Here is a 26,963-nt window from a genome sequence, read left to right on the forward strand (position 1 = left end):
GTACCGGCGAACCGGTTTTGGTACCGTCACGGTCATGACCTCCGTGGACGAGCGCCTCCGGACGCGCGCCACCCGGGCCTCGCGGCGGCGCGAGGCGCTGGTCGACCGGCTCATGGACGTGTTCCTCGACCGGGGCTTCGCCGAGCTGAGCGTCGCGGAACTGGCGGCCGCCCTGCGCTGCTCCAAGAGCACCCTGTACCGCGTCGCGGCCAGCAGGGAGCAGATCGTCGTGACCGTCGTCCGCGCGTTCTTCCGCCGGGCGACCGAGCGCGTGGAGGCCGCGCTGGAGGCGAGCGCGGACGCCGACCCGCGGGAACGCGTCGGCGCCTACCTGAACGCGATCTCCGGTGAGCTCGCCGCCGCGTCGCCCGCGTTCTTCGCCGACCTGGACGCGTTCGCGCCCGCCCGTGAGGTGTACCGGCGCAACACGCGGCTCGCCGTCGAGCGCGTGCAGGGCCTCGTCCGGGAGGCGTCGGACGGGGTCGACCCCGTGTTCGTCGGCGCCGTCGCCGGGCAGGTCATGGAGTCGATCCACCGGGGCGAGATCAGGGCGCGGACGGGCCTGGACGACTCCGCCGCCTACGCCGCGCTCGCGGCCCTGATCGTCGCCGGCATGTCCGCCGGGCCCGCGCCGCCCGCCGCGCCGTCAGCGTGACGACCGCAGCGCGTGCTCGACCAGCGCGACGAGGATGCCCTTCGCCGACTCCCGCTGCCGGACGTCGCACAGCAGGATCGGGACGTCCGGGTCGACGTCGAGCGCCTCACGGATCTGCTCGGCGTGGTAGCGGCGGGCGCCGTCGAACACGTTGGCGGCGACGACGAACGGGATCCGCCGCTGCTCGAAGAAGTCGATGGACGCGAAGCTCGCGGTGAGCCGCCGCGTGTCGACCAGGACGATCGCGCCGACCGCGCCGTAGGAGATCTGGTCCCACATGAACCAGAACCGTTCCTGACCGGGTGTCCCGAACAGGTACAGCCGGACACCGCCGGAGAACGTCAGCCGCCCGAAGTCCATGGCGACGGTCGTGGTGGTCTTGCGTTCCACTCCACCGAGGTCGTCGACGCCGACGGACACGTCGGTGAGGGCCTCCTCCGTGCGCAGCGGGCGGATCTCGCTCACCGAGCCGACGAGCGTGGTCTTGCCGACCCCGAAGCCACCGGCCACCAGGATCTTCAACGTGTGCAGCGGGACGTCGGCGTCCGGCGCGTACGGTGCCGGGGACGGCGCCCTTGCCGGGGACAGCGACGATGGCATCGACGGGGACGTCGACGGGGACGTCGACGGGGACATGGACGTCGGGACGTCGTGTCCGGGAGCGGGAGCAGGAGCACGTGGGGGAGCGGGAGCGGGTTCCCAGGCGCCGGGGGCCTTCCCCGAAGCGGGATTAAAGGCGGCGGAGTTCATCGAGCACCCTCATCAGGATTCGGGGGTCGGGGCGGTCGGACTGCTCGGCCGGTGCCGTCTCCTCGATCAGCCCGTACTGGTACAGGTCCTCCAGGAGGATCTGCACGACCCGGAACGGCAGGTCGATCTCCGAGGCGAGGTCGGCGGGCGTGGACGGCCGCCGGCACAGTTCCAGCAGCCGCCGCTGCTCGCGGGACAGCCACACCTTCTCGCCGGGGGTCCGGCCGGTCGCGACGAGGATGGTCACCAGGTCGATGACGACTCCCCGGGGACGGGTCCGTCCCCGGGTCACCGCGTACGGCCGGACGACCGGGCCGGCGTCCTGCCCGATCCAGCGTTCTCGCGGAGTGTCCACGGCGGGATCAGCCCGAGGCGCCCGAGCGCAGTGACGGATCCTGCTGGGCCGCGCCGCGCGGCGACGCCGACAGCTGTCTGCGCACCCGCTTGATCAGCATGGTGGTCTCGTAGGCCACCAGCCCGGCGTTGCCGCCCGCGTCGCTGAGCACGGCCAGACAGCTTCCGTTGCCCGCCGGCATGACGAAGAACAGCAGGCCGTCCAGCTCGACGACCGTCTGCCGCACATGTTTGGCCTGGAAATGCTCGCGGGCGCCGTTGGCGAGGCTGTGGAACCCCGACGACAGCGCCGCGAGGAACTCGGCGTCCTTGCGCGTGACACCGCCCGAGGCGCCCATGACCAGGCCGTCCCGGGACAGCAGGACGGCCTGCTGGACCTCACCGACCCGCTGCACCAGATCCTCCAGGAGCCAATCGAACTCGCCCGAGGCGTGACCGTACTGGGTCATCGTTCCCCCCATTCATCCCATTCATCGCGTGGACCGGGATCGTCCTGATCATCGTCGACGTCCCTGCCACGCTGCCATCCCGACTGTAGGGAGGACATCAGGTCGCGGCTGAGTTCCGGGCTCGGCTCCTCGAAGTCGTCGTCGGGCCCGTCCGTCATGCCGTTCGGCGCGGCGGCGGCCGGTGCCGCGCGCTCGGGTGAGTTGCCCCTGCGCAACTGTGGGGCGAGGTTGCGCTGTCGTACCCGCTTGGGGAGTCTGCCGGTGACCTCGCTGGACTCCACGCCGGTCTCCTCCGGCTCCGCTGCGGGCGGTGGTGGATCGTGATGGACCGGACCGGGTGGTCCGTCCTGCTGGAACGCGGGTGCGGGCTGTTCGAACACCGGGACGGCGGCCGGTGGCGGCCCGGCGGGCGGCTCGCTCCACTGCCCGTCCTGGGGCTGGTCCCACCGCGTGTTCTGGGGGTCGTCCCACTGCCCGTTCTGCGGCTCGGCGTGAGGTTCGGCGTACGGCTCGGCGTACGGCTCGTCCTGCGGTTCCGCCTCGGTCTGCCCGACGACCGCGCGGGGGAGCGCCGGACGGGACGGGCGGCCGAGGCGCTGCCGGGTGTCACCGGAGGCCGCGTTGCCGGAGATCAGGGCGGTCGCCATCGTCCGGGCCGTTCCGGGGGCGGAGCCGACGCGTGCCAGGTCGTCGTCGAGCGTCACCAGCGCGTGCGGGACGAGCACGACCGCGGTCGTCCCGCCGTACGCGGACGGCTGGAGCGACACCTTGACACCGTGCCGGGCGGCCAGCCGCGCGACGACGAACAGGCCGAGGCGTTCGGTGTCGACCAGGTCGAATTCGCCCGCGCCGGCGAGCCGCAGGTTGAGCTGGTCCAGCTCGTCGGGGTGCAGGCCGATGCCGCGGTCGACGACCTCGATCGCGAGGCCGTTGGCGACGGTCTCCACCTTGACCGTCACCTCGGTGGTGGGCGGGGAGAACACGGTCGCGTTCTCGATCAGCTCGGCGAGCAGGTGGATGATGTCGGCGACGACGTCCCCGGTCACGGCGACGGAGGAGGCGCCGGTGAGCTCCACCCGCGTGTAGTCCTCGATCTCCGCGACCGCGGCGCGGACGACGTCCTCGGCGGCGACCGGATGGTCCCAGGCCCGGACGGTCGGCGACCCGGCGAGGATGACCAGGCCCTCGGCGTGGCGCCGCATCCGGGTCGTGAGGTGGTCGAGCCGGAACAGGTCGTCGAGCTCCTCCGGCCCGGCGGCGCGCCGTTCCATCTGGTCCAGCAGCCTGAGCTGCCGGTGCAGCAGCGACTGGCTTCGCCACGACAGGTTGATGAAGACGCGGTTGATGCTCGCGCGCAGCTCGGACTCGGCGACGGCGGTGGCGACCGCGGTCCGCTGGACGGCGCCGAACGCCTCACCGACCAGGGCGACCTCCGTCGTCCGGCCGGTCGAGGGCATCGGCGCCTCGGCCTCCACGTCCACCACCTCGCCGCGGCGCAGCCTCGCCACGACCCGCGGCAGCCGCTCGTGCGCCAGCCGCTGCGCCGAGTTCTGGAGTTCGCGCAGCTCGTCGCTGAGCCGGCGGGCGAACAGCAGCGACAGCACCACCGAGGCCACCAGGCCCAGCAGGCCGACCACGCCGATCAGGAAGAAACCGAGCATGACGCGGCGTCCGGCCGGTCGGACGTCGTCGTCGTTCACCACGGCCTCCGCCTTCGCGGCGGCGCCCAGCCACACCGGGGAGAGGGCCTCGATGGAGGCCCGCCACTCCCCGGGGTCGGGGACGAGACCGTTGTTCACGACGTTGTTCTCCAGCGTCGTATATGAGGTGAACTCCGACGAGTTCGCCAGATCGTACATGATCCGCTCGATCTCGCCATCGGCCTCGGCGCGACCGAGTTCGAAGAACTGGGCGCGGCTCTCCGCCCAGGCGGCGAAGGCCGCCCGGTCGCTCGGGCTCATCGGCCCGGCCCTCATGGTGGACAGCAAGGCGTCCTCGCGGAGCATGAACTCCCGGGCCCAGTAGTTGTGCAACAGCGCGGCGGTGTGCTGGTAGACCGTGACGTCGTCGACGCTCACCAGCGTGGTCAGCAGCCGGATCGTGATGTCGGCGACCTTGCTGTACCCGTCGATGGCCCCGAACGCCGTGGTGCCGCCGATGCCGACCCGTTCCCGAAGGGTCACGAGTTCGTTGTAGGCGTCGCTGAGCTTGCGCACGCGGGACGTCATGGTGTCGTCCATGGCGTCCCTGGTGTCCCCCGACAGGGCCCGCTTGCGGAACGCGGTCACGGCGGCGTCGGTCTTGGCCACCTGCTCGCCGAAGCGCTGCCTGTCCGCGACCCTGAACCGGTGCAGCAGCCGGACGGCCGTCGCGCGCTCCTCCTGGAGCGCCTCGGTCACGGTCGTGGCCGGCACGGCGACGTTGTTGTAGACGGTGGAGAAGTCGAAGCGTTGGAGCGCGTTGGACACGCTCACGGTGGCCGGGATGGCCCACAACACGAACAGCGCCGACAGCGGCACCGCCAGAAGCAGCGCGATCCTGCGCCAGATCGGTCGTGTACGCGGCCGCCCGTGCGTCCCGCCGGGGTTCTCCGACTTCGACACTGGTCACTCCCTGCGTTGTTCCGCCTCACCGAAGCCCACGGAGCCTATAGACGCCGACGTGCGTAAAGCCAGAGCAAAAACCGCATTTGGACAACATCTGTGCTTTTCGGAATGCGGACGGCGACGTGCCGCTTACCGTCCGATTCCGGATGAGGCCGATGTTGGCCGAGTTGTGACTTGTTGTGCGAAATGTCGGCATGGCAGGCTTCGGTCTGCTCCATCCCTCATCCAATCGGAGACCGAGCCATGCGCAGAGCCGCGCTTGCCACGCTCCTCGGGCTGTCGCTCGCCGCCACATCCCTGGCGGCGGCGCCGGCCCAGGCGGCGCCGACGCAGTCGAAGTTGGCCCAGCTCGTCACGCTCAAGAACGCCCGCCATCACCAATTGAACCTGCAGAAGATCGCGGACGCCAACGGCGGGAACAGGGCCGCCGGACTTCCCGGCCACGTGATCACCGTCAAGTACATCGCCGACCAGCTGAAACGGGCCGGATATACCCCCACGGTCCAGAAGTTCGGCTTCGACTTCTGGCAGGAGCTGAGCGAACCGACCTTCGCCCGGACCGAGCCCGACGCCAAGACGTTCGAGCCCGGTACCGACTACCGGACCATGCAGTACTCCGGGACCGGTGACGTCACCGCGGTCGCGTCGCCCGTCGACCCCGGCGCGACCGGCCTCGGCAGCGGATGCGAGGCCGACGACTTCGCCGGCTTCCCCAAGGGCCACATCGCGCTGATCCAGCGCGGTGGCTGCCTGTTCGCCCTCAAGACCGACAACGCGATCGCCGCGGGCGCCGCCGCGGTCGTCATCTATCAGCTCCCCGACCAGCCCGGGCCCGTCGCCGGCACCCTCGGCAAGCCGTACGGTGTTCCGGTGATCGGCCCGACCAACGCCCTTGGACGCGCCCTCGTCGAGCAGGCGCAGAACGGCGGCGTGACGCTGCGGGTGAAGACCGACACCCTGTCCGAGAAGCGCGAGGCGGCCAACGTCATCGCCGACACCGACCGTGGCAAGGCCGACAACATCGTCGTGGTCGGCGCCCACAACGACAGCGTCGCCGAAGGCCCCGGCATCAACGACAACGCGTCGGGTACCGCGGCGGTGCTGGAGCTGGCCAAGCAGATCCGCAAGCTCAACGACAAGCAGCTCCGCAACAAGGTGCGGTTCGCGTTCTGGGGCGCCGAGGAGGAAGGCCTGCTCGGCTCGCAGTACTACGTCGACAGCCTCTCCCAGGCCGAACGCGACAAGATCGCGTTGAACCTCAACTTCGACATGATCGGCTCGCCGAACTTCGTGCGGTTCGTCTACGACGGTGACAACAGCACGGGCGCGAGCAACATCCCGCCGCCCGCCGGGTCCGGCGCGATCGAGAAGGCGTTCACCGACTACTTCGCGCAGCGGAAGCTGGCCACCGACGAGTCGGCGTTCGACGGACGGTCGGACTACAACGCCTTCATCAGCGTCGGCATCCCCGCCGGTGGCCTGGCCACCGGAGCCGAGGGCATCAAGACGGCCGAGCAGGCCAAGGTGTACGGCGGTACGGCCGGTCAGGCGTACGACCCGTGCTACCACTCCGTCTGCGACCGCTACGACAACGTGCACCTCCAGGGCTACGACGAGATGCTCGACGGCGCCGCCGCGATCACCCAGTTCTTCGCCCACAGCACCCTGACGGTCAACGGCAACGAGCTGACCCGCAGGCAGGCGCCTGCCCGGCTCGCCCCGCCGAGCATGATCGGGTCCTACGCGACCCGGTGACCCCGGCCTGATCCTTGTTCCGATCCGTCTGAGGGACGCGCCCGCTTCAGGGCGCGTCCCTCAGCGCGTTCAGCGGGGCGGGGTCAGCGGGGAGAGGCCAACGTGGTCGCCTCGGCGATCGCGCGCAGGGCGGGACGAGGGTCGCCGCCGGGTTCGGTCAGCACCTGGACGGCCACATGGTCGGCGCCCGCGTCCAGATGGGCGGTCAGCCGCGCCGCCACCGCCGCCGGCTCGCCGTGCGCGACCAGCGCGTCCACGAGCGCGTCGCTGCCCTCGCCCGCCACGTCCTCGTCGGTGAAGCCGAGCCTCCTGAGGTTGGCGACGTAGTTGCCCAAGCCGAGGTAGTAGGTGATCCCCTCCCGGCCCAACACGCGGGCGCGGCCGGGATCGCCGTCGACCACGACCTTCTGCTCCGGGGCGAGGAGGGGGCCGGAGCCCAGCGTCTCCCTCGCCTGGCGGGTGTGCTCGGGCGTCGTCAGGTACGGGTGGGCGCCCGCCGCCCGTTCCGCCGACAGCCGCAGCACCTTCGGCCCCAGCGCGGCCAGCACCCGCCTCTCGGCGGGCACGTTCGCGGCGTCCAGGTCGTCGAGGTAGCGGACGAGCGTCTCGTACGGGCTGCGGTACTCCCGCGTCGCCTCCGGATGGCCGATCCCGACGCCGAGCAGGAACCGCCCGCCGTACGCGTCGGCGAGCCGGTGGTAGGACGCCGCGACCTCGTCGGCCGGCGTGGCCCACACGTTCACGATGCCGGTCGCCACCACGATGCGGTCGGTCGCCGCGAGGAGCCGCTCCACCACGTCCAGGTCGCCGCCGGGCGAGGCGCCGACCCAGATGGTGCCGTAGCCGAGGTCCTCGACGTCCTTGGCCAGCCCGGGGTCGAGGTCACCCTGGGTACGCCAGATTCCGATCCTGCCCAAATCGATCTCAGTCATGATCGTCGCAACACCTTCACCCGCTACTTCATGCCCGAGGTTCCAGGTGTCAGGATGTGGCCATGACGGACCGGCCCCGGCTGCTGCTCCTGGACGGCCACTCGCTGGCCTACCGGGCGTTCTACGCGCTGCCCGTCGAGAACTTCAGCACGACGACCGGCCAGCCCACGAATGCGGTGTACGGGTTCGCCAACATGCTCGCCAACGCGTTGCGCGACGAGCGTCCGACGCACGCGGCCGTCGCGTTCGACGTGTCGCGGCGGACGTTCCGGACGGAGGCGTTCCCCGAGTACAAGGCGGGCCGGGCCAAGTCGCCGCCGGAGTTCGGCGGCCAGGTGGAGATCCTGGACCGGCTCCTCGCCGCCATGCGCCTGCCGGCTTTGCGGGTCCCCGGATACGAGGCCGACGACGTCATCGCGTCCGTCACCGCCAGGGCCGAGGCCGCGGGCCTTCCGGTGCTGATCGTCACCGGTGACCGGGACGCGCTCCAGCTCGTCGGTGACGACGTCACCGTCCTGTACTTCTACCGGACGGCGTCCGAGATGATCCGCTACACACCCGCCGCGGTCGAGGAGCGGTACGGGCTGACGCCCGCGCAGTACCCGGACTACGCGGCGCTGCGCGGCGACCCGTCCGACAACCTGCCGAGCATCCCCGGCATCGGGGAGAAGACCGCCGCCCGCTGGATCCGCGAGTTCGGCTCCCTCGACGCGCTGGTGGACCGCGCGGACGAGGTGAAGGGCAAGGCGGGCGAGAAGCTGCGGGCCGCGCTGGACACGGTCCGGCTGAACCGGCGGCTCACCGAACTCGTCCGCGACCTCGACCTGCCGGTCGGGCTCGACGACCTGCGGCGGCGGCCCTACGACCTGGCCGCGTTCACGTCCCTGCTGGACGAGTTGGAATTCCGCAACGCCAGCCTCCGGCAGCGGCTCTTCGCCGCCGACCCCGGCGGAGGCCACGCCCCGGGCGGCGCGGCCGGAACCACCGAACCCGAGCCGATCACGGGACGCGAGCTGGAGCCCGGCGAGCTGCCGGACTGGCTCTCGACCCGGGCGACCGGGCCGACCGGCCTCGCCGCCGACCACACGTGGACGCGCGGCGCGGGCGACGTCACCCGGATCGCGCTGGCCACCGGGGACGGGTTCGCCGCCGCGTTCGAACCGTCCCGCCTCACCGAGGCCGACGAACGCGCCTTCACCGGCTGGCTCGCCGACCCGGACCGTCCGAAGGCGGTGCACGACCTGAAGGCGCTGCTGTGCGTGTTCGGTGAGCGCGGCTGGCCGCTGGACGGCGTCTCCAGCGACATCGCGCTGGCCGCCTACCTGCTGCTACCGGGCCTCGCCGCCTACGGCGTCGCCGACCTCGCCGGGCGGCATCTCGGCCGCCGCCCGTCCGGCGACGGCGCGGCGGGGCTGATGGCGAACGCCCGCGCCGTCCTCGACCTCGCGGACACGTTCGCCGGCGAACTCGCCGCCACCGGCATGGACGAGGTGCTGCGCGACGTGGAGCTGCCGCTGTCGAGGCTGCTGGCCCGCGCCGAACGCGCGGGCGTCCACGTGGACGCCGGTCTGCTCGACGAGCTGGAGCGGCACTTCGCCGACGCGATGGAACGCGCCGCCGACGAGGCCGCCGAGATCGCCGGGCGGCGCTTCAACCCGGGGTCGACGAAGCAGCTCCAGGAGGTCCTGTTCGGCGAGCTGGGACTGCCGAAGACCAAGAAGATCAAGTCCGGCCACTCCACCGACCTGGACGCGCTGACCTGGCTCGCCACCCAGACCGACAACGGCCTGCCGCAGGTGCTGCTCCGCCACCGCGACCAGGCGCGGCTGCGCACCACGGTCGCCGGGCTGATCAGGGAGATCGGCGCGGACGGCCGGATCCACACCACGTTCCAGCAGACCGTCGCCGCCACCGGACGCCTCAGCTCGATCGAGCCGAACCTGCAGGTCATCCCGATCCGGACGGAGGACGGCCGCCGCATCCGCCGCGCGTTCCGGCCCGGCGACGGCTACGAAGCGCTGATGACGGCCGACTACGGGCAGCTCGAACTGCGCGTCATGGCGCACCTGTCGCGGGATCCGACGCTGCTGGCCGCGTTCGAGTCCGGTGAGGACCTGCACACCACGATGGCGGCACGGGTGTTCGGCGTCGCCCCGGGCGCCGTCACCCCGGACATGCGCCGCCGGATCAAGGCGATGTCGTACGGGCTGGCCTACGGGTTGTCGGCGTTCGGGCTGGCCAGGCAGCTCGGCGTGCCGATGGCGGAGGCGCGGCCGCTGATGGACGCCTACTTCGAGCGGCTCGGCGGCGTCCGCGACTACCTCGACCATGTCGTCGCCGAGGCCCGCGTCACCGGCCACACCCGCACGATCCTCGGCCGCCGCCGCTACCTGCCGCACCTGACCAGCGACGACCGGCGGCGCCGCGAGACCGCCGAACGGATGGCGCTGAACGCCCCGGTGCAGGGCTCCGCCGCCGACATCGTCAAGATCGCGATGCTGCGGGTGGACGAGGCGCTGACCGCCGCCGGGCTCCGCAGCCGGCTGCTCCTGCAGGTCCACGACGAGCTCGTGCTGGAGATCGCGCCGGGGGAGCGGGCCGCCGTGGCGGAGATCGTCAAGGACCGGATGACGACCGCGTATCCGTTGTCGGTCGGTCTGGACGTGGCCCTCGGCACCGGCGCAGACTGGGACGCCGCCGCCCACTGACGATCACGCCCGCCCGCACCGGGGTAGGGCCATCCCGGGAGGGAACCGATGGATATCGAGATGGTCGTGGAGATCCCGAGGGGATCGCGGAACAAGTACGAGATGGACCACCGGCTCGGCCGTATCCGGCTCGACCGGATGCTGTTCACCTCGACGCAGTACCCGGCCGACTACGGTTACATCCCGAACACGCTCGCCGAGGACGGGGAGCCGTTGGACGCGATGGTGCTGCTGGAGGAGCCGACGTTCCCCGGCTGCGAGGTCGTCGTCCGCAGCCTCGGCGTGTTCTGGATGCACGACGAGGGCGGTCCCGACGCGAAGATCCTCGCCGTGCCGGCCAAGGACGTCCGCTACGCCGAGTACCGCGACCTGTCGGACGTGCCCGAACACGTCCGCGACGAGATCGGCCACTTCTTCGACATCTACAAGAGCCTGGAGCCGGGCAAGGGCGGTGACGTGCGCGGCTGGCAGGACAAGGAGGTCGCGGACCGCACGATCGTCGAGGCCCTCGAACGCGCCCGCACCACGCCCGCCGCCACGACCGAGTGAGCGCGCGGAGCGACGTCGACCCGGTCGTGATCGTCGGGGCGGGGCCGGTCGGTCTGGTCACGGCGCCGCTACCGGCCCGGCAGGGCGTACCGCCCGGACCCACCCGGACGCCGGCACGACCATCGACTCGGGCGGGCTCGCCGAACCCTTCTGGACTCGCCGCTGACGACTCCGTCCGGTCCGACGGACGGCTTTGCGCGCGAGGCGGGCGCCGTCCGTCCGCCGGTGCCGGGGGTGATCTGCCCGGACGGCCCGTGCGTCGTCTCCGGCGCGTCCACCCGGCTGCGTCGCCTGTTCGGCACCACCTTCGTGATCCTGACCCCGGCGCGGCACGCGGGGGAGCTTCCGACCGACGTTCCGTACCGGGTCCACGCTCTGGGCGGCATCGACACGAAGGCGTCGCGCGGCAGGCCCTGGACGCCGGGCCGGACACCGTCCATGTCGTCCGCCCGGACGGCCACCTCGCCGCCGTCCTCCCCTCCTACGATCCGGAGGCGGTGACCGCCGCTCTCGACCGGGCGTGCGGACGGCGGAAGATGGTGATGGAATGACCGACCTCGTCGATCGGCTCGCTCGTGTCGATCAGCGGGGTCAGCCTCGGGTCCGACCTGGCGATCCAGCTGTCGGACACCACCAGCAGCCCGCGCACCCGGCCGGGCGGTACGGCGAACGGGTCGGCGGCGCGGATGCCGTAGTGGGACGGGACGCCGCTGCCCTTATAAGCGAGCCAGACCCGCTCGCCCGGATACCGGGCGCGGAGACGGTCGGCGAGACGGCCGAGATCCTGGCCCCAGTCGACGTTGGAGTCGTGCAGATGCCGGTGGGTCTTCGCCGGGCCGCCGAACGCCTCGTTGGAGTACGGCAGGTAGAACGGGTACGCGCGTAGGGAGCTGACGGCGACGAACAGTAGGAGCACGCCCGCGACGACCGGGGCCCACCGCATTCGGAGTCGCGTCGCCCCGGCCGCCGCGACCGCCAGCAGCATCGGAAGGAGGACGACGTACCGGACGCCGAGGTCACGGACGCCGGTCATGGCGACGACCGGCGGCACGACCGCGGGCACGAGGACGTAGGGCGCCGCGGGACGCAACCGGGGCACGACCCACAGCGCGACGATGCCGACCGTCCACAGCGCGAGCGCCCCGAGCGGGGTCTTCACCAGCAGCGCGGCCGGGAGGTAGTACCAGAGCGAGCCCTGGTAGACCCGTCCGAACAGGAAGCCGGTCCAGGGTCTGTCCTCGAAGCCGAACTGGATGCGCATCCCGTCGCGGAACGGCTCCGGGAAAGGCAGCAGGCCGGTGACGAGACCGCGCGTCCCGCCGATGGCAGAAACGTGGGCGGGGGTCGTCCAGTGGAGCCGCGGGTCCACGGCCAGATACGTCGCCCAGACCACGGCGACGGTCACCGCCGCGACCGCCGCGATATCCGCCCAGGCCCGCCGCCGCGACGCCGACCGGGCCGAAACCGCCGCCAGGACCAGCAGCACCGGGACGGCCGGGAGCGCGCTCATCTTCGTCGCGACGGCCGCGCCGAGCGCCGCGCCCGCGAGCGGCACGCAGAACCATGGATGTGACCGCGCCCGCCACACCAGCCACACCGAGGTCAGCAGGAACCCCGCCATCGGGACGTCCAGCGTGGCCAGCGACCCGTGCGCGACGACGTCGGGGGAGAAGGCGTACAGGGCGAGCGCGGCGAGCCCGCCGACTCGGCGGCCCGTGAGGTCGCGGGCGAAGGCGAAGACGACCAGCCCGAACAGCAGTGTCAGCACGATCACCGGCAGCCGCGCCGCGAGCAGAACCCGCTGGACGTCGTTGCCCGACTCGTACAGCAGGTGCCGTCCGACCTCCTGCTCGGTGCCGGTGAACGCGGCGTTCAGGTGCGTCCCGGCGAGCACGGGCCCGGCGCCGATGAGGAGCTTGCCGAGCGGCGGGTGTTCGGCGTTGTAGCGAAGATCGTGTTCCTTCAGGTAGACCACGCCGGTCGCGATGTACACCGGCTCGTCGATCGTGGGGGTCTGCCGCACGGCCGTGGACGTCATCGCGACGGCCATCACCGCCAGCAGCGCCGCGACGGCGAGGGCGGTCAGCCACCGAACGCGGCGAGGAACCGGTCGCGGAAGGCGCTCATCGGCCAGACGGGGGAGTCCTTCGCCGGGCGCAGCCCGTCCTGCCAGCCCCATCCGGAGATCCTTTCCAGGACGGCGGTGTCCTTGGCGACGATCGTGATCGGCACGTCGCGGCCCGCGTCCGGGCCGGTGATGAGCGGCGCCGGCTCGTGGTCGCCGAGGAAGACGAGCACGAGATCGTCGTCGCCGTAGGTCTCCACGTACGAGACGAGCGTGTTCAGCGTGTACTCGACCGACTTCCGGTACTCGGTGCGGATCCGGCCGCCGGACGGCCACGGCGCGTCGTAGCCCTTGCCCATGCCGGCGAAGACCGAACCGTCCCCGACCTGTTCCCACGGGACGAGCCGCGGGATGGACGCCCACGGCGCGTGACTCGACACCAGCGCCGTCTCCGCCATCACCGGCGCCCGGTCCGTCCGGGCCAGCTCGGTGCGCCGCAGGACCGACAGCGTGTACTGGTCGGGCATGGTGGCGAAGCTGAAGCGCGACCCCCGGTACCCGAGGTTGCGGTTGTCGTAGACCTTGTCGTAGCCGAAGAACGACCCCTCCGGCCAGGCCCGGGTGATGGCGGGCATGAGCGCGACCGTCCGGGAACCCGCGCGGTGGAACGCCCGGTTGAGCGTGAACCGGTCACTGTTGACGAGGGTGCGGTACCGCTGCGGATTGTCGACCCACAGCCCCGACAGCAGCGTGGCGTGCGCGAGCCAGCTCCCGCCGCCCGCCGTCGGGGACGTGAGCCAGCCGCTGCGCGCGGAGTACCCGGCGTCGCGCAGGCGCCGCGTCCCGGCGTCCAGGACCGCTCCGACCTGCGGCGCGTACTGCGGGCTTTCGACGGCGGTGCGTCCGTAGCTCTCCACGAACGCCAGCACGACGTCCTTGCCGCGCAGGCCCGTCAGCATCTTCCCGGGCGGGGTGTCGCGGAAGGCGTCCACGGCGGCGGCCTGCGCGAACTCCTCCCGGTCGTGCAGGCTCGCCCGCACCTGCCGGACGTGGTCGTAGGCGAGGACGGCGTCGGTCCGCGACGCCACCGGGACCCCGTCGACGAACCGGACCCCGAAAGCGGCGCACACCACCCAGACCACGCCGAGGACGGCGGCCGTCCGGGCGGTCCCGCCGCGGTGGCGGACCGCGACCCGGCCGAGCCGCAGCGTCGACAGCGCCATCAGCACGACCACGGCGACGACCAGCGCGACCACCAGGAGCACGGCACCGACGGCCCCGGCCCGTCCCGCCGACCCGCCGACGAACTCCACGGCGGGACGCAGCAGCGGCCAGTCGAGCACCAGGTCGAACGGCCGGACCAGGACGGCGTCGAACCCGAGGTCCAGGACCTTCAGCACGGTCAGCAGCCCGAGGAGCGCGCCCGCCGGCACGGCCACGTACCGCCTCGCCCGCTCCGGCGCCGCGAGGATCAGCGCGACGCCCACGATGCCCTCGACCGGGACGCGCACGAACGCGGCCGGGGTCAGCCGCGCGTACTCGTCCGGCATGACGAGCGCGACCAGCACGAACAGGAACGCCGAGACGGTGACGGCCCGCGCCGCGACCCGGCGCCACGTCCCGCCTCCGCTCCGAGGCTCGCCCCCCGTGTCGGGTTCGGTCTCGTTCCTGGTGTCGCTTTCGGTGGTCAGCACGTCCTCCCCCGCCCCGCCGCTCCCGTGACAACCACAGCACGGGCCCGCGAGGCTCGCGGGTTCAAACGCTTCCACGTTTCACCCGGCGGCGGCCATCACCCCGGGGCGGCGCGGCGCGGCAGGATCAGCGGGCGGCCGGTGCGCGGATGCGGGAAGACCTCGATCTCGTGCCGGTACACCGTGCTGAGCAACTCGGCGGTGAGGACTTCGCCGGGCGGGCCGCACGCGACGAGACGGCCCTCGGCGAGCACCGCGACCCGGTCGGCGTGCGCGGCGGCGAGCCCGAGGTCGTGTACGACGGTGACCACGGCGGCTCCGGCGGCGGCGCGTTCCCCGACCACGTGGAACACCATCTCCTGGTGGTGCAGGTCGAGGGCGGCGGTGGGCTCGTCCAGCAGGAGCGTGCCGGTCCGCTGGGCCAGGACGCGGGCCAGGGCGACCCTGGCCTGCTCGCCGCCCGACAGCCGCGGGTGGGGACGGTCCGCGAACTCGGAGACGTCGGTCTCGCGCATCGCCTCGGCGACGGCGGCATCGTCGTCGTCCTCCAGCGGCGTGCCCGCCCAGGGAGCCCGTCCCATCCGGACGACCTGCGCGACGGTGAACGGGAACGACACGGTCTGCCGCTGGAGCAGGATCGCGCGCCGCATCGCCAGCTCGGTGTGGCCCCACGTGGCGAGCGGGGCGCCGTCGACCGCGATGTCGCCGGTGAAGGCGACGTCCCCGCCGACCGCCGCCAGCAGCGTCGACTTCCCCGCGCCGTTCGGGCCGACCAGCGCCAGCACTTCACCGGTCCGGACCGTCAGGTCGACGCCGTCGAGGACCGTCCGGGCGCCGCGCTCCACGTGCAGGCCCCGGATCTCGACCGCCGCCGAGCCCGGCGGGACGGGACGCGGCATGATCGGCCTCCGGACGCGCAGGCCGATCATGCCCAGCCTCCCGAGCCGCTCCGGGCGCGGCGCAGCAACCAGAAGAAGAACGGCCCGCCGATCAGCGCGGTCAGCACCCCCAGCGGTAGCTCCTGGTAGGCGATCGCGGTCCGGGCGACCAGGTCGGCCGCGACCAGCACGACCGCGCCACCGAGCGCGCTCGCCGGGATGAGCGTCCGGTGCCCCGGGCCCACCACCATCCGGATCAGGTGTGGCACGACGAGCCCGACGAACGCGATGACCCCGGCGAACGCGACCGCCGACGACGTCAGCAGCGCGATCACGACGATGGCGGTGAAACGCAGCCGCTCCACGTCCACGCCCAGGTGACGGGCGGTGCGCTCGCCGAGCGACAGCAGGTCCAGCCGCCGCGCGCAGCCGAACGCGACCGCGCAGCCCGCCGCGGCCAGCGGCGTCACGGTCGCGACCGCGCCCCAGTTCGCGCCCGCGAGGCTGCCGAGGTTCCAGGCCGTGATGGCGCGCAGCGCGTCGTTCCCCGCCGCGAACATCAGCAGCCCGAGCAGCGCGCTCGCCACCGCGTTCACCGCGATGCCGGTCAGCAGCAGCGTGACCACCTCGGTCCGTCCCGCGAACCGCGACACCGTGTACACCAGCAGGGTGGTGCCGAGGCCACAGCCGAACGCGGCGGCGACGATCGTCCAGTCGCCGAGCACGGTCAGGCCGAACACGATCACGGTGGCGGCGCCGACCGCCGCGCCCCAGGACACGCCGATGACGGCGGGCTCGGCGAGCGGGTTGCCGAAGACGCCCTGCATGACGGTGCCGGAGCAGCCGAGCGCCGCGCCGGTCACGACGGCCAGCGCGACGCGCGGGAACCGCACCACCCACAGCGCGTTGTCGCCCTGCGCGGCGGTGGGACGCGGCCCGAAGTCCAGGCCGACGCGGTGCAGGATCGACCCGATCACCTGGTCGGGCGGGACGTTCACCTGCCCGACGCTCGCCGCGACGAGGCACAGCAGCACCAGCGTGACACCGAGGGCTCCGAGCAGGACGGCTCCGCGGGTCATCCGCACGTCCGGTACACGGCGGCGGCGAGCGCGGAGATCGTCTCCCCGGTGCGCGGGCCGAACGACAGCAGCGTGCCGTCGTCCACGTCGATGATCCGCCGGTTCCGCCCGGCGGGGGTCTGCGCGATGCCCGGCAACCTGACCAGCCCGGACACGCCGCCGACGGACTTCAGCCCGGCGGTCATCACCAGCAGCACGTCGGGCGCCGCGTTGATCAGCCCCTCGCTCGTGATCGGCCGGAACCCGGACAGACCGATGGCGGTGCCCGCGTCGGTCGCGCCGATCGCCTCGATCATCGCGTCGGATCCGGCGCCGTCGCCGCCGACCAGGTAGACGCCGACGGTGCCGCGAACGTAGAGGAACGCGACCGTGGGCCGGTCGCGGGGCGCGGACTTCGCGGCGGCCTTGATCTGGTCGTCGACCCGGTCGGCGAGCGCCCGGCCCGCGCCCGGCACGCCGAGCGCCTCCGCCACGGCGCGGATGTGCGGGCCGATCGCGCCCAGCGTCTGCCGGTCGTCCACGAGCACGACGGGCACGCCGGACCTGCGGAGCTGTTCCAGCGCCTCCGGCGGCCCGATGCTCCCGTCGGCGATCACGACGGACGGGTTCAGCTTGAGCACGCCCTCGGCGGACAGGTCGTGCCCCTGCCCGGTGACGAGCGGGAGACGCCGCGCCGCCGGGAACGTGGTGGAGACGTCGCGTCCGACGAGCCGGTCGCCGAGGCCGAGCCCGTGGACGATCTCCGCCAGCGAGCCGTACAGGTTGACGGCGAGGATCCGCCGCGCGTCGCGGACGGTCACCTCCCTGCCGTCGGCGGACCGGACGGTGACCGGCAGCCTCGGAGCCTCCGGTGACGCGACGGGCTCCGGGTCGCCCTGCGGCGCGGCGACGGTGCCCGCCCCGCAGCGGGCGGCGGTGTCGGTGCCGGCGGACGGCCGGCCCGCCGTCCCCGCGGCGCATCCGCCGAGCAGCAGCGCACCGACCAGCGCGAGCGCCGCCGCCCTCGCCGGTCGGGTCACGCGGCCGCCCCGGCGGGAGCCCGGCGTCGACGCAGCACGAGGACCGCGCCGCCGACCACGACCAGCACGCCGACGCCCGCCACCGCCCACACCCACACGGGAACTCCGCCGTCCTCGCCGAACTTCACCGGCACCAGGACGTCCTGCGAACGGTCGCCCCTGCGCGTGTGGTCGGTCCGGGCCGCCACGACGCACCGCACCTCGGCGCAGTCGACGGACTTGTCCAGCGCCGCCCCCACGCGGATCGTCACGTCGAAGGTGCCGCCCGGCCCGTAGGGGACCGTCAGCCCCTTCCCGTACGGCGGCGGGTTCGACGAGATCCACTGCGAGGCCCCGGCCTTCCCGGACGTGTCGGCGCCGCCGCCGCACGGCCCGGGCGGCTTCCCGGCCCCGTTGTCCTTGCAGAGCCCGATGTAGATGCCCTTGCTCGTGTCGAACCCGGAGCCGGTGACCCGGACGGTGGCGCCCTTCTCGGGCAGGCCGTCCACCTTGGACACGGTCATCGTCTGCCCCGCCGGGCCGGTGGCCTTGCCGGGGTCGGCGTATGCGGCGGGGGCGAACGCGCCGCCACCGGCGAGGCAGGCGGCGACCGTCAGGGCGAGCGCCGCGGCCGGACGCGCGGCCGTGTGCTTCACGTGGGAGTGCTTCACATAAGGGCGTGTCACGGGCATCGGGCGTCAGCCCCCTCGGGAGGAGATCCGCGGCCCACCAGGGCCTTTTTGATCGAGAGTGGCCCTTACCTTAGCTAAGCCTTGCCTAAGTTCAAGGGGGGAGTCTCTGTTGACCGGGGCGCGGCGACTCCGAAAAGATCCTCGAAGGGACGCCGCGGACGCGAACACGGCTCCGCCCCCGCTTCGACGGCGCCGACCGGGTAACCCGGGATGTGAGGGGAGCGAAAATGAGCAAGGTCACCTGTGACATCACGGTGTCCGTGGACGGCTACGTCGCGGGCCCGGACCAGCGCCTGGACACGCCGCTCGGCGAGGGCGGCGAACGGCTGCACCGATGGATGTTCGAGGAGGGCGAGGCCGAGGTCAACGCCGAGGTCGTCAAGGGCATCGTCGACGCGGGGGCGTTCGTCATGGGCCGCAACATGTTCGCCTCCGGGCGGGGCGAATGGGACCTGTCCTGGCGGGGATGGTGGGGCGACGAGCCGCCGTACCACGCGCCGGTGTTCGTCCTCACCCACTACCCGCGCGAGCCGGTGCCGATGGAGGGCGGCACCACGTTCCACTTCGTCACCGACGGGATCGAGGCGGCCCTCTCCCGCGCGCGTGACGCTGCCGGTGACAGGAACGTCGCCGTCGCCGGCGGCGCTCAGACGGTGAACCAGTACCTGGCGGCGGGGTTGATCGACGAACTCCGCCTGCACATCGCGCCGATCGTCCTCGGCGCGGGCGAACGGCTGTTCACCGACGTCGGTGACCTCGCGCTCGAACCGACCGCGGTGTCGCACACCGCACTCGTCACACACGTCACCTACCGCGTCGGCCCGCACCGCGACTGACCCCCGCCGGGAACCGGACTTCGGCGCCCGCGCGGACGGCGAACGGCCGCGGTGGGCGCCCGTGTCCACCGCGGCCATCCGTGTCAGCCCGTCGTCACCGTGCCCCGGAGGCGTTGGCGACGAAGTCGATGACGAGCCGGTTGAACTCGTCGGCGTGCTCGATCATCGCCCAGTGCCCGCAGCGGTTGAGGACCACCAGGCGGCTGTCGGGAATGGCCGAGAGCAGGAAGAGCGAGTTCTCGAACGGCACGACCCGGTCGTCCCGGCCGTGGATGAGAAGGGTCGGCACCTCGATGCCGGGCAGCTTCTCCAGATCCGCCCAGATGGGGAGCGGCGCGCCCTTGGGCAGCCCTTCCACATAGTTGCGCAGGTGTTCGGGGCGGGCGAGTGCCGCCTCCGACCGGGCCTGGCACAGCTCCGGGGTGGCGAACCTCGCCTTGTCGAAGCACATGATCTCGACGAGTTCGCGCATGTTCTCCGGGCTCGGATCCCGGTACGCCTGGATGAGGGCCTTCAGACCCTCGGACGGGCCGTCGCCGGGAGCGAACAGCGCGGGCCTGCGTCCCACCGGCGGGCCCATGGTGATCAGGTGCGTGATCCTGTCCGGATGCTCGATGGCGAGCCGGATCGAGGTCTGCCCGCCCATCGAGTTGCCGACGAACGCGGCCTTCTCGATGCCGAGGGCGTCCAGGAACTGGATCGCCGCGTCGACGTGGTCGAGACGGTCGACCGTGACCGCGTCCGAGTCGCCCCAGCCGGGCATGTCCACCGCGTAGACGTGGAAGCGCTCGGCGAGGGCCTCGATGTTGGCGGAGAAGTTGCTCCACCCGGTGGCACCGGGACCGCTGCCGTGCAGCAGGACGACCGGATGCCCCTCGCCCGCCTCGTAGTAGCGGAGCGTCCATTCCTTGGTCTGGACGGTCCGCGCCGCCCCGGACCGCGTGAGCGCCATCAGCGGCCGTCCTCTCCGGACGCGGCGGCGAGCAGGCCCGCGACCACCTCGGGCGGCTGGTGGCCCCAACTGTGCAGCCGGTCCAGCGTCCCGATCTGCCAGGTCTCCTCGTCGACGAGCAGGCCGCCCCAGCCGTACTCGACGCTGAAGCCGGACGGCGTCCGCACGTAGAAGCTGAACATGTGGTCGTTGGGGTGCATGCCCAGCGTCATCTCGAACGGCTGCCCGGCCCGCATACAGCGGTCGTAGGCCGTGCCGACGTCGCGGATGTCGGTGACCTCCACCATGAAGTGGTGGGTCCGCTTCGGGTGCGGCATGTCCCCGAACGCGACGGAGTGGTGCCGGGGGTTGCAGCGCAGGAAGATCAGGTCGGCGACGACGCCCGGCTCGACCTCCTCGACGATGGTGTCGGAGATCCGGAAGCCGAGCAGCCCCTGGTAGAACTCCAGGTAGGTCTCGCGGGCGACGCCCTGGGCGAGCAGCACCTGGTGGCCCGCGCCCCCGGAGCCGGTGACGAACTCGCCGAGCAGGACGTCGGAGTGGAACGGTTCGTCGGCGTCGGCGAAGCCGGTGACCAGCTCGAGACGGTTGCCCATCGGGTCGGTGGTCACCACGATCCGGTCGACCTTGCGGGACGCGGCGAGCGCGGCGTCGCCCTCGGTGACCTCGACCCCGGCGGCCGTCAGCCGCTCGACGATCTCGTCGAGGGCCGCGTCGCCCGCCACCTCGTAGCCGCTGGCGGCCAGATCGTCGGCCGGACCCCGGCGGACCAGCCAGCGGTAGGCCTTCTCGTCGGTCCGCAGGGCGAGGGAGTCGGCGGTCTTGTCCGCGAGCTGCATGCCGAGCAGGTCGACGCCGAAGTGCTCCCAGTCGCCGAGGTCGCTCGCCTCGTACACGACGTACGCGAGTTCCTTGACTCCGGTCATATGGTCGTGCTCCTTGCTTTCTCGAACAGGCTTTCTCGATCGGGCGGATGCGTACGCGACCGGTCAGGCGGACGCGGGCAGGTCTGCCGCGGGAAGTTCGGGGGTGGCGAGGCCGGAGACGTCGGCGGCCGCCACGAACCGGTCCGGGCGCACCGCGACGGCGCGGACGCCGTACCGGGCCAGCCACGGCAGCAGGACCTCTTCGAGGTCGACGAGTTCGTCCGGGCCCTGCGTGTACGCCGTCTTCGGGCGGATCGCGACGTAGCGGGCCGCGAGCGCGTCCCACCGGGCCCGCTCCTCCGGCGTGAGCAGCTCGGCCGGGTCGACGTCAGCGCCGAGCAGGACGAAGCCGTCGCCGAGCAGGTCGTCGAGGCGCGCCATCCGTCCGGTCGTGTCGCCCGCGATGGGCTGGGGGACCATGCGACCGACGATGCCGGCGTCCCCGACCGGGCCGCGGATCCACCCCGTCTCCAGCACGGGCGGCGCGATCAGCGGCGGCTCGAACGGGGTGACGGTGTTCGCCGGCACCCGGTTCATCTCCTCGATCTCCTCCGGCGTCGCCTCCTGCTTGATGACGCGCCCGAGCTGGACGGCCAGACCCGTGAAGAACGCGGCGCTCGGACGCCGCTCGGTCTCGTAGGTGTCCAGCCAGCCCTCGTCGAGTTCGCCCTTGAGGACGCGGGCCAGCTTCCAGCCGAGGTTGTGGACGTCCCGCATCCCGGTCTGCATCCCCGCTCCGGCCCATGGCGGCATGAGGTGGGCGGCGTCGCCCGCGAGGAAGATCCGTCCGGCCCGCCAGGTCTCGGCCATCCGGCTGTGGTGGCGGTAGAAGGCCCACTGGTGGATCGAGACGTCCTCGGTGGTGACGCCCATCGCCTTGAGCAGCGGCCACACGTCGGCCTCGGTCGCGAAGTCCGCCTCGGACTCGTGCGGTTTGAGCGGCATCTCCCAGCGGTGGTTGCCGGCGGAGAGCGCGATGTCGACGACCGGGCGCTGCCGGTCGGACCAGAACGTGAGGAAGTCGCGGTCGGGCCACCAGCGCTTGACGCGACAGTCGATGACGATCCACAGCACGTCGAGGGTGTCGCCGAGCAGCGGAACGCCGATCATGCCGCGGGTGGCGCTGGCGCCGCCGTCCGCGCCGATCACGTAGCGGGCGCGCAGGGTGCTCGCCGTGCCCGTCGCGGTGTCCGTCGCCGTCACCGTGACCCCGTCGGCGTCCTGCGCGAGACCGGTCACCTCGGCGCCGTAGCGGACGTCGACGAGATCGCCGTACTCCTCGGCGCAGGCGCGCAGTTCGGCCTCCAGGAGCGGCTGGTAGATGTTGTAGAAGCGGGGCCTGGCGCCCAGCGTCGACGGCGGATGCTCGACCCGCATGATCTCCGTTCCGTCGTAGGTCAACCAGCGCAGCGCCCGCTGCGGCTCGATCACCTTGGTGATCCGCTCGTCGATGCCGAGATCCTGGAAGATCCGCATCGTCCAGTCGTTGACGGTGACGGCGCGGGCGCGGGGATAGATGTCCGCGTCCCGCTCGATCGCGACGACGGAGACGCCGTGCCTGGCCAGGGTGAGCGCGGCGGTCACGCCGGTGGGGCCGTAGCCGACGATCGCGACGTCGGCGTCGAAGTGCTGGGTCATACGGTCTCCGGACGGCTCTGAGCAAGTATTGTACCGATCGTTCGGTACGAACGTGTTCAGCCTCACATGCCGTCCGGCTGCCGTCCATCCAGTTCCGCTGTGCAGAACGGCAGGTGGCGGGCCGGGGAACGGGGGACATCTATGCTTCAACGCGTGGCGGACGAGACGGGCGGCAACCGGCGCGGCCGCAGATCCCGGGAGGAGATCCTGGACGCCGCGTCCCGCGTCATGGCCGAGCGCGGATACGCCGCCACCTCGCTGTCGGTGCTGAGCCGGGAGACCGGCCTGCCGAAGAGCGCCGTGTACCACCACTTCCACTCCAAGGCCGGCCTGCTCTCGGCGGTCATGGCGCGCGGCGCCTACGAGTTCTTCGCGGCGATGCGGGAGGCGCAGGCGGGCGGCCCGGTGGGGGACACGCCGCGCGAGCGGTTGACGTGGTTCCTGCAGCGCACCGGCGAGGTGTTCATGGCGCGCCCGGAGTTCCTGCGCCTGCACCTGATCCTGCTGATGAGCGCCGAGGCCACCGAGGCCGAGGTGGACGCCATCATCGAGCGGGTGCGACGCGACGGCCGGGCGCACATGAACAAGATGATCGCCGCGTCCTTCGCCCCGGAGGGCCCGGAGATCGCCCAGGCCGTCGCGGACGAACTCGACTACTTCGGCATCGCCGGGTTCGACGGCGCGTTCGTCGCGCTGCAGGCCGAGCCCGAACGCGGTCTCACCGACAAGATGGCGCTGCTCGCCGAGGCCGTGGCCGCGCTCGGGGAGGCCCGGGTGGCCGTCCTGCGCGCCCGCGACACTGCGTCGCGCTGACCCCCGGACCCGGTCGGCGCGCGCTTCAGGTTCCTTCCCGGAGGTCCTGCTCCACGGCGCGTGCCGTGGCGTTGAGCGCGGCGACCAGGGACTGGAGGCGGTGCGGGTCGTAGCGCATGCTCGGCATCGACACCGACACCCCGGCCAGTGCGGTGCCGTCCCGGTCGCGCACCGGCACGCCGACCGCGATGAGGCCGCGTTCGGACCGTTCCCGGTTGACGGCGAACCCGTTGCGGCGCAGGCGTTTCAGCTCCGTGCGCAGCCGGGCGAGATCAGGCCGGTCGGCCGGACGGTCGCGGTAGCGCTCGGGGGCGTAGAGCTCGTCCACTTCCGCGTCGGACAGGTCGGCGAGCAGCAGCAGCCCCGCCGTCGTCCGGTGGGCCGGGAACACCATGCCCTCCCGGGAGCCGACCCGCAGGGCCTGCCCGCATTCGACGCTGGCGACGAACCGGACAGTGTCCCCGGTGCGCACGATCAGGTTCGTGGTCTCGTCCAGGAGATCGACGACCCGGTGCAGATGGGGCAGGGCCGCCGCGCGCAGCCGGGACACCAGAGACTGCGAGTGCGAGGCGAGTTCGAGCACCGGCCCGGCGCGGTAGACGCGGTCCTCGTCCTGGACGGCGAAATCGCGGTAGACGAGCATCGCGAGCACCCGGTGGGCGGTCGACCTGGCGACGCCGAGCCGCTCGGCGATCTGCGAGACGGTCGCGCCGCCCTCCAACTGGAGGATGGTCGCGGTCCGCAGCGCGTGATCCACGCTCGCGATGGGGTAGGGCGGTGGTGTCTTGAGCGGTTTGTCCATGGCGTTCCCCAGGATTCTGGTGTCCAGAATCTACCAGGTCTTCCAGCGGAAACGGGAGAGGCTGGAGGCATGACGCAGCCCGCCACCGGCACCGATACCGCCCCGGCTTCGCCCGTGCGGCTCCGGGCCGTCCCCGGGGAGGGACGGCCCGAGGTCACCCCGGCGCTCGAAGAGCTGTACCGGGGGTTCGAGCACGAGTCGCTCGTGCCGCTCTGGACCGAGATCGGCGACCTCATGCCGTCCCATCCGCGCCCGCGCGCCGTGCCGCACCTGTGGCGGTGGGGGCCGCTGCGGGACCTGGCGGCCCGCGCCGGTGACCTGGTCCCCGTCGGCCGTGGCGGCGAACGCCGCGCCATCGCGCTCGCCAACCCGTCCCTCGGCGGGCGGCCGTTCGCCACCCCGACGTTGTGGGCGGCCATCCAGTACCTGATGCCCGGCGAGGACGCCCCGGAGCACCGGCACACCCAGCACGCCTTCCGCTTCGTCGTCGAGGGCGAGGGCGTGTGGACGGTCGTCGAACGCGACCCGGTGGCCATGCGGCGCGGCGACTTCCTCCCGCAGGCGGGCTGGAACCGGCACGCCCACCACAACGCCACCGCCGAACCGATGGCCTGGATCGACGGCCTGGACATCCCGTTCCAGTACGCCACCGACGCGCAGTTCTTCGAGTTCGGCCGGGACGAGATCGGCGACGAGGAACGGGTCACCCCGGACCGTTCGCGCGCCGAGCGCCTGTGGGGCCACCCCGGCCTGCGCCCGGTGTCCGCCGGTGCCACCGGCCCCGGCTCGCCGCTGCTCGCCTACCGCTGGGAGCACACCGACCGCGCTCTGACCGACCAGCTCGCCCTGGAGGCGGAGGGATACGGCGGCACGGTCGAGCCCGGCCATGCCGCCGTCCGGTTCACCGACCCCGCGACCGGCGGCGACGTGCTGCCGACGATCCGGGCCGAGATGCACCGGATCGCGCGCGGCACCGAGACCGCGCCAGTGCGGGAGACGGGCTCGTCCGTCTACCAGGTCTTCGACGGCTCCGGCCGCGTCACCGTCGGCGGGACCACCTGGTCGGTCTCGCGCGGCGACCTGTTCGTCGTCCCGTCCTGGCAGCCGCTCTCGATCCGCTCCGAGGCGGGCGCCGACGACTCCGACTCGGGCGCCCTGGACCTGTTCAGGTTCAGCGACTCGCCCATCTTCGAAGCACTGCGGCTCGACCGCGCCCACATTGACCGGACCCCCATGGAAGGAACCACCCGATGAAGCTCGCCACCCTCCGCGTCGACGGCGCCACCAGGGCCGTCCGGCACGACGGGGAGGTCCTCGTCGACCTCGGCGCCCCCGACCTGGGAGCCCTGCTCGGCCAGGACGGGTGGGCCGACCGCGCGGCGTCCGCCACCTCGACCGCAGCGACCACCTACCCCGTCGAGGGGGCCGACTTCGCCCCGGTGGTCCCGCGCCCGTCGAAGATCGTGTGCGTCGGGCTCAACTACCGGAACCACATCCAGGAGATGGGCCGGGACCTGCCCGAGTACCCCACGCTGTTCGCCAAGTTCGCCGACACGCTGATCGGTGCGGGCGACGACATCGTGCGCCCGGCGGAGACCGACCGCTTCGACTGGGAGGTCGAACTCGCCGTCGTCATCGGCGCGCCCGCCCGCCGGGCGCGCGGCGAGGACGCGGAGCGGGCCATCGCGGGCTTCACCGTGCTCAACGACATCACCTGCCGGGACTGGCAGTTCCGCACCCGCGAATGGCTCCAGGGCAAGATGTGGGACTCCAGCACCCCCGTCGGCCCGTACCTCGTCACGCCCGACGAACTGCCGGGCGGGGTCCGTCCGGAGTTGGACGTGCGGCTGCTCGTGGACGGCGAGGTCATGCAGTCCGACTCCACCGGCGACCTGGTCTTCGACCCGGTCGACCTGGTCGAGTACGTCTCCACGGTCGTCCGGCTGAACCCGGGTGACATCATCGCCACCGGCACCCCCGGTGGTGTCGGCCACGCCCGCAGACCCGAGCGCTACCTGCTCGGCGGCGAGACGGTCGTCACCGAGATCCAGGGCATCGGCCGGCTGACGAACCGGGTCGTCAAGGAGGCGGCGTCCTGATGGGCCGGACCTTCGACGACACCCGCCGCTGGGTCCGGCTCGGCACCCATCTGATGCTCGGGACCGTCGAGGGCCTCGACGACGACGGGTTCGCCGCGCCGAGCGCCCTGCCCGGCTGGAGCCGGGCGCACGTGGCGGCGCACGTCGCCGCCAACGCCGAGGCCCTGTCCAACCTGGTGCACTGGGCCGCGACCGGCGAACCCACCCCGATGTACGCCTCGTCCGAGCAGCGCGCCGCCGACATCGAACGCGGCCGCGCACTGCCCGCCGACGAGCTGACCGCGTGGCTGCGCCGCGCGTCGGACGCGCTGGAGGCGGGCATGACCGCACTCGACGACGAACAGTGGAACGCGCGGGTCGTCACCGCGCAGGGACGTACCGTCCCCGCCACCGAGATCCCCTGGCTGCGCAGCCGCGAGGTGTGCGTGCACGCCGTCGACCTGGCGAACGGCGCGTCGTTCGCCGACCTGCCTCCCGATTTCCTGACCGCCCTGTGCGACGACGCCGTCGCCAAGCGCGCCACCGCCACCGCCACCGCACCCGGCCCCGCCCTGACCCTGCGGGCACCGGCCGCCGTCTGGGAACTGCCGGGCGACGGCGAACCCGCCGAGGTCACGGGCGACCTGCACGACATCGCGGCCTACCTGACCGGACGGCCCGCCGCCCCGCTCAGCGTGGACGGCGCGCCCGCCCCGGCGCTCGGCGCCTGGCTGTGACCCGTGACCGGAGGAGGAGA

Annotated in this window: 25 protein-coding genes; 10 read left to right on the forward strand and 15 right to left on the reverse strand. The window is 72.5% G+C overall.

Annotated elements, in window-relative coordinates; translation table 11 throughout:
* Positions 1-34: 34 nt before the first annotated feature.
* Positions 35-655, forward strand: a complete 621-nt coding sequence (locus BZB76_RS18255) for a TetR/AcrR family transcriptional regulator (RefSeq protein WP_121435621.1) — start codon at positions 35-37, stop codon at positions 653-655.
* On the opposite strand, the gene BZB76_RS18260 is transcribed toward BZB76_RS18255, so the two are convergent.
* From BZB76_RS18260 to BZB76_RS18275, 4 genes are all read right to left on the reverse strand, one after another.
* Entirely contained in the window at positions 647-1,255 is a 609-nt protein-coding gene (locus BZB76_RS18260; protein ID WP_121436183.1) for a GTP-binding protein, read from the reverse strand. The genes BZB76_RS18255 and BZB76_RS18260 overlap by 9 nt on opposite strands.
* Positions 1,256-1,385: 130 nt before the next feature.
* Positions 1,386-1,760: a DUF742 domain-containing protein gene (locus tag BZB76_RS18265; RefSeq protein WP_121435622.1), complete on the reverse strand. Its 375-nt coding sequence runs from the start codon at positions 1,758-1,760 to the stop codon at positions 1,386-1,388.
* A gap of 7 nt (positions 1,761-1,767) precedes the next feature.
* A complete protein-coding gene (locus BZB76_RS18270) occupies positions 1,768-2,208 on the reverse strand; it encodes a roadblock/LC7 domain-containing protein (protein ID WP_211343061.1) in 441 nt (146 codons plus the stop codon).
* A complete protein-coding gene (locus tag BZB76_RS18275) occupies positions 2,205-4,811 on the reverse strand; it encodes a sensor histidine kinase (RefSeq protein WP_121435624.1) in 2,607 nt (868 codons plus the stop codon). The genes BZB76_RS18270 and BZB76_RS18275 overlap by 4 nt, the downstream gene beginning before the upstream one ends.
* A 246-nt stretch (positions 4,812-5,057) precedes the next feature.
* Here BZB76_RS18275 and BZB76_RS18280 point away from each other — a divergent pair, with 246 nt between their 5' ends.
* On the forward strand, positions 5,058-6,569 hold the full coding sequence (locus tag BZB76_RS18280; protein WP_121435625.1) for a M20/M25/M40 family metallo-hydrolase: 1,512 nt from the start codon (positions 5,058-5,060) through the stop codon (positions 6,567-6,569).
* 83 nt (positions 6,570-6,652) lie between these two features.
* Here the strand turns inward: BZB76_RS18280 and BZB76_RS18285 are convergent, their stop codons facing one another.
* Complete coding sequence (locus BZB76_RS18285; protein ID WP_121435626.1) at positions 6,653-7,501, reverse strand: LLM class F420-dependent oxidoreductase; 849 nt, start codon at positions 7,499-7,501, stop codon at positions 6,653-6,655.
* 62 nt (positions 7,502-7,563) lie between these two features.
* Between BZB76_RS18285 and polA the strand changes: the two genes are divergently transcribed.
* The 3 genes from polA to BZB76_RS18300 all read left to right on the forward strand — a co-directional run bounded on the left by polA (position 7,564) and on the right by BZB76_RS18300 (position 11,259).
* Positions 7,564-10,209 (forward strand): DNA polymerase I, encoded by a 2,646-nt coding sequence (gene polA, locus BZB76_RS18290; protein ID WP_121435627.1) that lies wholly within the window; start codon positions 7,564-7,566, stop codon positions 10,207-10,209.
* 48 nt (positions 10,210-10,257) lie between these two features.
* A complete protein-coding gene (locus BZB76_RS18295; protein ID WP_121435628.1) occupies positions 10,258-10,758 on the forward strand; it encodes an inorganic diphosphatase in 501 nt (166 codons plus the stop codon).
* Positions 10,759-10,983: 225 nt separating this feature from the next.
* The gene (locus BZB76_RS18300) at positions 10,984-11,259 is read left to right on the forward strand and encodes a hypothetical protein (protein WP_147449463.1); all 276 of its coding nucleotides are present in this window, start codon (positions 10,984-10,986) and stop codon (positions 11,257-11,259) included.
* On the opposite strand, the gene BZB76_RS18305 is transcribed toward BZB76_RS18300, so the two are convergent.
* From BZB76_RS18305 to BZB76_RS18330, 6 genes are all read right to left on the reverse strand, one after another.
* Positions 11,240-12,937: a phospholipid carrier-dependent glycosyltransferase gene (locus tag BZB76_RS18305; protein WP_121435630.1), complete on the reverse strand. Its 1,698-nt coding sequence runs from the start codon at positions 12,935-12,937 to the stop codon at positions 11,240-11,242. The two genes, BZB76_RS18300 and BZB76_RS18305, sit on opposite strands and share 20 nt — an antisense overlap.
* Positions 12,841-14,517 (reverse strand): alkaline phosphatase family protein, encoded by a 1,677-nt coding sequence (locus tag BZB76_RS18310; protein WP_121435631.1) that lies wholly within the window; start codon positions 14,515-14,517, stop codon positions 12,841-12,843. The genes BZB76_RS18305 and BZB76_RS18310 overlap by 97 nt, the downstream gene beginning before the upstream one ends.
* Before the next feature lie 95 nt (positions 14,518-14,612).
* A complete protein-coding gene (locus BZB76_RS18315; protein WP_121435632.1) occupies positions 14,613-15,443 on the reverse strand; it encodes a heme ABC transporter ATP-binding protein in 831 nt (276 codons plus the stop codon).
* The gene (locus BZB76_RS18320) at positions 15,440-16,471 is read right to left on the reverse strand and encodes a FecCD family ABC transporter permease (protein ID WP_121436184.1); all 1,032 of its coding nucleotides are present in this window, start codon (positions 16,469-16,471) and stop codon (positions 15,440-15,442) included. Before BZB76_RS18320 ends, BZB76_RS18315 begins: the two co-directional genes overlap by 4 nt.
* On the reverse strand, positions 16,468-17,490 hold the full coding sequence (locus BZB76_RS18325) for a heme/hemin ABC transporter substrate-binding protein (RefSeq protein WP_211343062.1): 1,023 nt from the start codon (positions 17,488-17,490) through the stop codon (positions 16,468-16,470). Before BZB76_RS18325 ends, BZB76_RS18320 begins: the two co-directional genes overlap by 4 nt.
* Positions 17,487-18,161, reverse strand: a complete 675-nt coding sequence (locus BZB76_RS18330) for a hypothetical protein (protein WP_246007038.1) — start codon at positions 18,159-18,161, stop codon at positions 17,487-17,489. Before BZB76_RS18330 ends, BZB76_RS18325 begins: the two co-directional genes overlap by 4 nt.
* Before the next feature lie 227 nt (positions 18,162-18,388).
* Between BZB76_RS18330 and BZB76_RS18335 the strand changes: the two genes are divergently transcribed.
* On the forward strand, positions 18,389-18,997 hold the full coding sequence (locus BZB76_RS18335) for a dihydrofolate reductase family protein (protein WP_121435633.1): 609 nt from the start codon (positions 18,389-18,391) through the stop codon (positions 18,995-18,997).
* Between the two features lie 94 nt (positions 18,998-19,091).
* On the opposite strand, the gene BZB76_RS18340 is transcribed toward BZB76_RS18335, so the two are convergent.
* The 3 genes from BZB76_RS18340 to BZB76_RS18350 all read right to left on the reverse strand — a co-directional run bounded on the left by BZB76_RS18340 (position 19,092) and on the right by BZB76_RS18350 (position 22,513).
* Positions 19,092-19,949: an alpha/beta fold hydrolase gene (locus tag BZB76_RS18340; protein ID WP_121435634.1), complete on the reverse strand. Its 858-nt coding sequence runs from the start codon at positions 19,947-19,949 to the stop codon at positions 19,092-19,094.
* Positions 19,949-20,875: a VOC family protein gene (locus BZB76_RS18345; RefSeq protein WP_121435635.1), complete on the reverse strand. Its 927-nt coding sequence runs from the start codon at positions 20,873-20,875 to the stop codon at positions 19,949-19,951. Before BZB76_RS18345 ends, BZB76_RS18340 begins: the two co-directional genes overlap by 1 nt.
* Before the next feature lie 63 nt (positions 20,876-20,938).
* A complete protein-coding gene (locus tag BZB76_RS18350) occupies positions 20,939-22,513 on the reverse strand; it encodes a bifunctional 3-(3-hydroxy-phenyl)propionate/3-hydroxycinnamic acid hydroxylase (protein ID WP_121435636.1) in 1,575 nt (524 codons plus the stop codon).
* A 153-nt stretch (positions 22,514-22,666) separates the two neighbouring features.
* Between BZB76_RS18350 and BZB76_RS18355 the strand changes: the two genes are divergently transcribed.
* On the forward strand, positions 22,667-23,326 hold the full coding sequence (locus BZB76_RS18355) for a TetR/AcrR family transcriptional regulator (protein WP_211343063.1): 660 nt from the start codon (positions 22,667-22,669) through the stop codon (positions 23,324-23,326).
* Positions 23,327-23,351: 25 nt separating this feature from the next.
* On the opposite strand, the gene BZB76_RS18360 is transcribed toward BZB76_RS18355, so the two are convergent.
* The gene (locus BZB76_RS18360) at positions 23,352-24,128 is read right to left on the reverse strand and encodes an IclR family transcriptional regulator (protein ID WP_121435638.1); all 777 of its coding nucleotides are present in this window, start codon (positions 24,126-24,128) and stop codon (positions 23,352-23,354) included.
* A 69-nt stretch (positions 24,129-24,197) separates the two neighbouring features.
* Between BZB76_RS18360 and BZB76_RS18365 the strand changes: the two genes are divergently transcribed.
* From BZB76_RS18365 to BZB76_RS18375, 3 genes are read left to right on the forward strand one after another with little or no spacing between them, the layout of a single operon-like run.
* A complete protein-coding gene (locus BZB76_RS18365) occupies positions 24,198-25,382 on the forward strand; it encodes a cupin domain-containing protein (RefSeq protein WP_121435639.1) in 1,185 nt (394 codons plus the stop codon).
* Complete coding sequence (locus tag BZB76_RS18370) at positions 25,379-26,227, forward strand: fumarylacetoacetate hydrolase family protein (protein WP_121435640.1); 849 nt, start codon at positions 25,379-25,381, stop codon at positions 26,225-26,227. Before BZB76_RS18365 ends, BZB76_RS18370 begins: the two co-directional genes overlap by 4 nt.
* Positions 26,227-26,943 (forward strand): maleylpyruvate isomerase family mycothiol-dependent enzyme, encoded by a 717-nt coding sequence (locus BZB76_RS18375; protein ID WP_121435641.1) that lies wholly within the window; start codon positions 26,227-26,229, stop codon positions 26,941-26,943. Before BZB76_RS18370 ends, BZB76_RS18375 begins: the two co-directional genes overlap by 1 nt.
* Positions 26,944-26,963 lie beyond the last annotated feature (20 nt).

The organism is Actinomadura pelletieri DSM 43383 (assembly GCF_003634705.1).
Taxonomy (GTDB): domain Bacteria; phylum Actinomycetota; class Actinomycetes; order Streptosporangiales; family Streptosporangiaceae; genus Spirillospora; species Spirillospora pelletieri.

What these genes read in the sequence shown, in the direction of transcription:
- BZB76_RS18320 (WP_121436184.1), bottom strand. Translation starts at nt 16,471, where the DNA reads ATGACCCGCGGAGCCGTCCTGCTCGGAGCCCTCGGTGTCACGCTGGTG.
- BZB76_RS18270 (WP_211343061.1), bottom strand. Translation starts at nt 2,208, where the DNA reads ATGACCCAGTACGGTCACGCCTCGGGCGAGTTCGATTGGCTCCTGGAG.
- BZB76_RS18280 (WP_121435625.1), top strand. Translation starts at nt 5,058, where the DNA reads ATGCGCAGAGCCGCGCTTGCCACGCTCCTCGGGCTGTCGCTCGCCGCC.
- BZB76_RS18335 (WP_121435633.1), top strand. Translation starts at nt 18,389, where the DNA reads ATGAGCAAGGTCACCTGTGACATCACGGTGTCCGTGGACGGCTACGTC.
- BZB76_RS18295 (WP_121435628.1), top strand. Translation starts at nt 10,258, where the DNA reads ATGGATATCGAGATGGTCGTGGAGATCCCGAGGGGATCGCGGAACAAG.
- polA (WP_121435627.1), top strand. Translation starts at nt 7,564, where the DNA reads ATGACGGACCGGCCCCGGCTGCTGCTCCTGGACGGCCACTCGCTGGCC.
- BZB76_RS18255 (WP_121435621.1), top strand. Translation starts at nt 35, where the DNA reads ATGACCTCCGTGGACGAGCGCCTCCGGACGCGCGCCACCCGGGCCTCG.
- BZB76_RS18330 (WP_246007038.1), bottom strand. Translation starts at nt 18,161, where the DNA reads ATGCCCGTGACACGCCCTTATGTGAAGCACTCCCACGTGAAGCACACG.
- BZB76_RS18370 (WP_121435640.1), top strand. Translation starts at nt 25,379, where the DNA reads ATGAAGCTCGCCACCCTCCGCGTCGACGGCGCCACCAGGGCCGTCCGG.
- BZB76_RS18360 (WP_121435638.1), bottom strand. Translation starts at nt 24,128, where the DNA reads ATGGACAAACCGCTCAAGACACCACCGCCCTACCCCATCGCGAGCGTG.
- BZB76_RS18305 (WP_121435630.1), bottom strand. Translation starts at nt 12,937, where the DNA reads ATGGGGCTGGCAGGACGGGCTGCGCCCGGCGAAGGACTCCCCCGTCTG.
- BZB76_RS18315 (WP_121435632.1), bottom strand. Translation starts at nt 15,443, where the DNA reads ATGATCGGCCTGCGCGTCCGGAGGCCGATCATGCCGCGTCCCGTCCCG.
- BZB76_RS18260 (WP_121436183.1), bottom strand. Translation starts at nt 1,255, where the DNA reads ATGCCATCGTCGCTGTCCCCGGCAAGGGCGCCGTCCCCGGCACCGTAC.
- BZB76_RS18350 (WP_121435636.1), bottom strand. Translation starts at nt 22,513, where the DNA reads ATGACCCAGCACTTCGACGCCGACGTCGCGATCGTCGGCTACGGCCCC.
- BZB76_RS18285 (WP_121435626.1), bottom strand. Translation starts at nt 7,501, where the DNA reads ATGACTGAGATCGATTTGGGCAGGATCGGAATCTGGCGTACCCAGGGT.
- BZB76_RS18340 (WP_121435634.1), bottom strand. Translation starts at nt 19,949, where the DNA reads ATGGCGCTCACGCGGTCCGGGGCGGCGCGGACCGTCCAGACCAAGGAA.
- BZB76_RS18345 (WP_121435635.1), bottom strand. Translation starts at nt 20,875, where the DNA reads ATGACCGGAGTCAAGGAACTCGCGTACGTCGTGTACGAGGCGAGCGAC.
- BZB76_RS18375 (WP_121435641.1), top strand. Translation starts at nt 26,227, where the DNA reads ATGGGCCGGACCTTCGACGACACCCGCCGCTGGGTCCGGCTCGGCACC.
- BZB76_RS18365 (WP_121435639.1), top strand. Translation starts at nt 24,198, where the DNA reads ATGACGCAGCCCGCCACCGGCACCGATACCGCCCCGGCTTCGCCCGTG.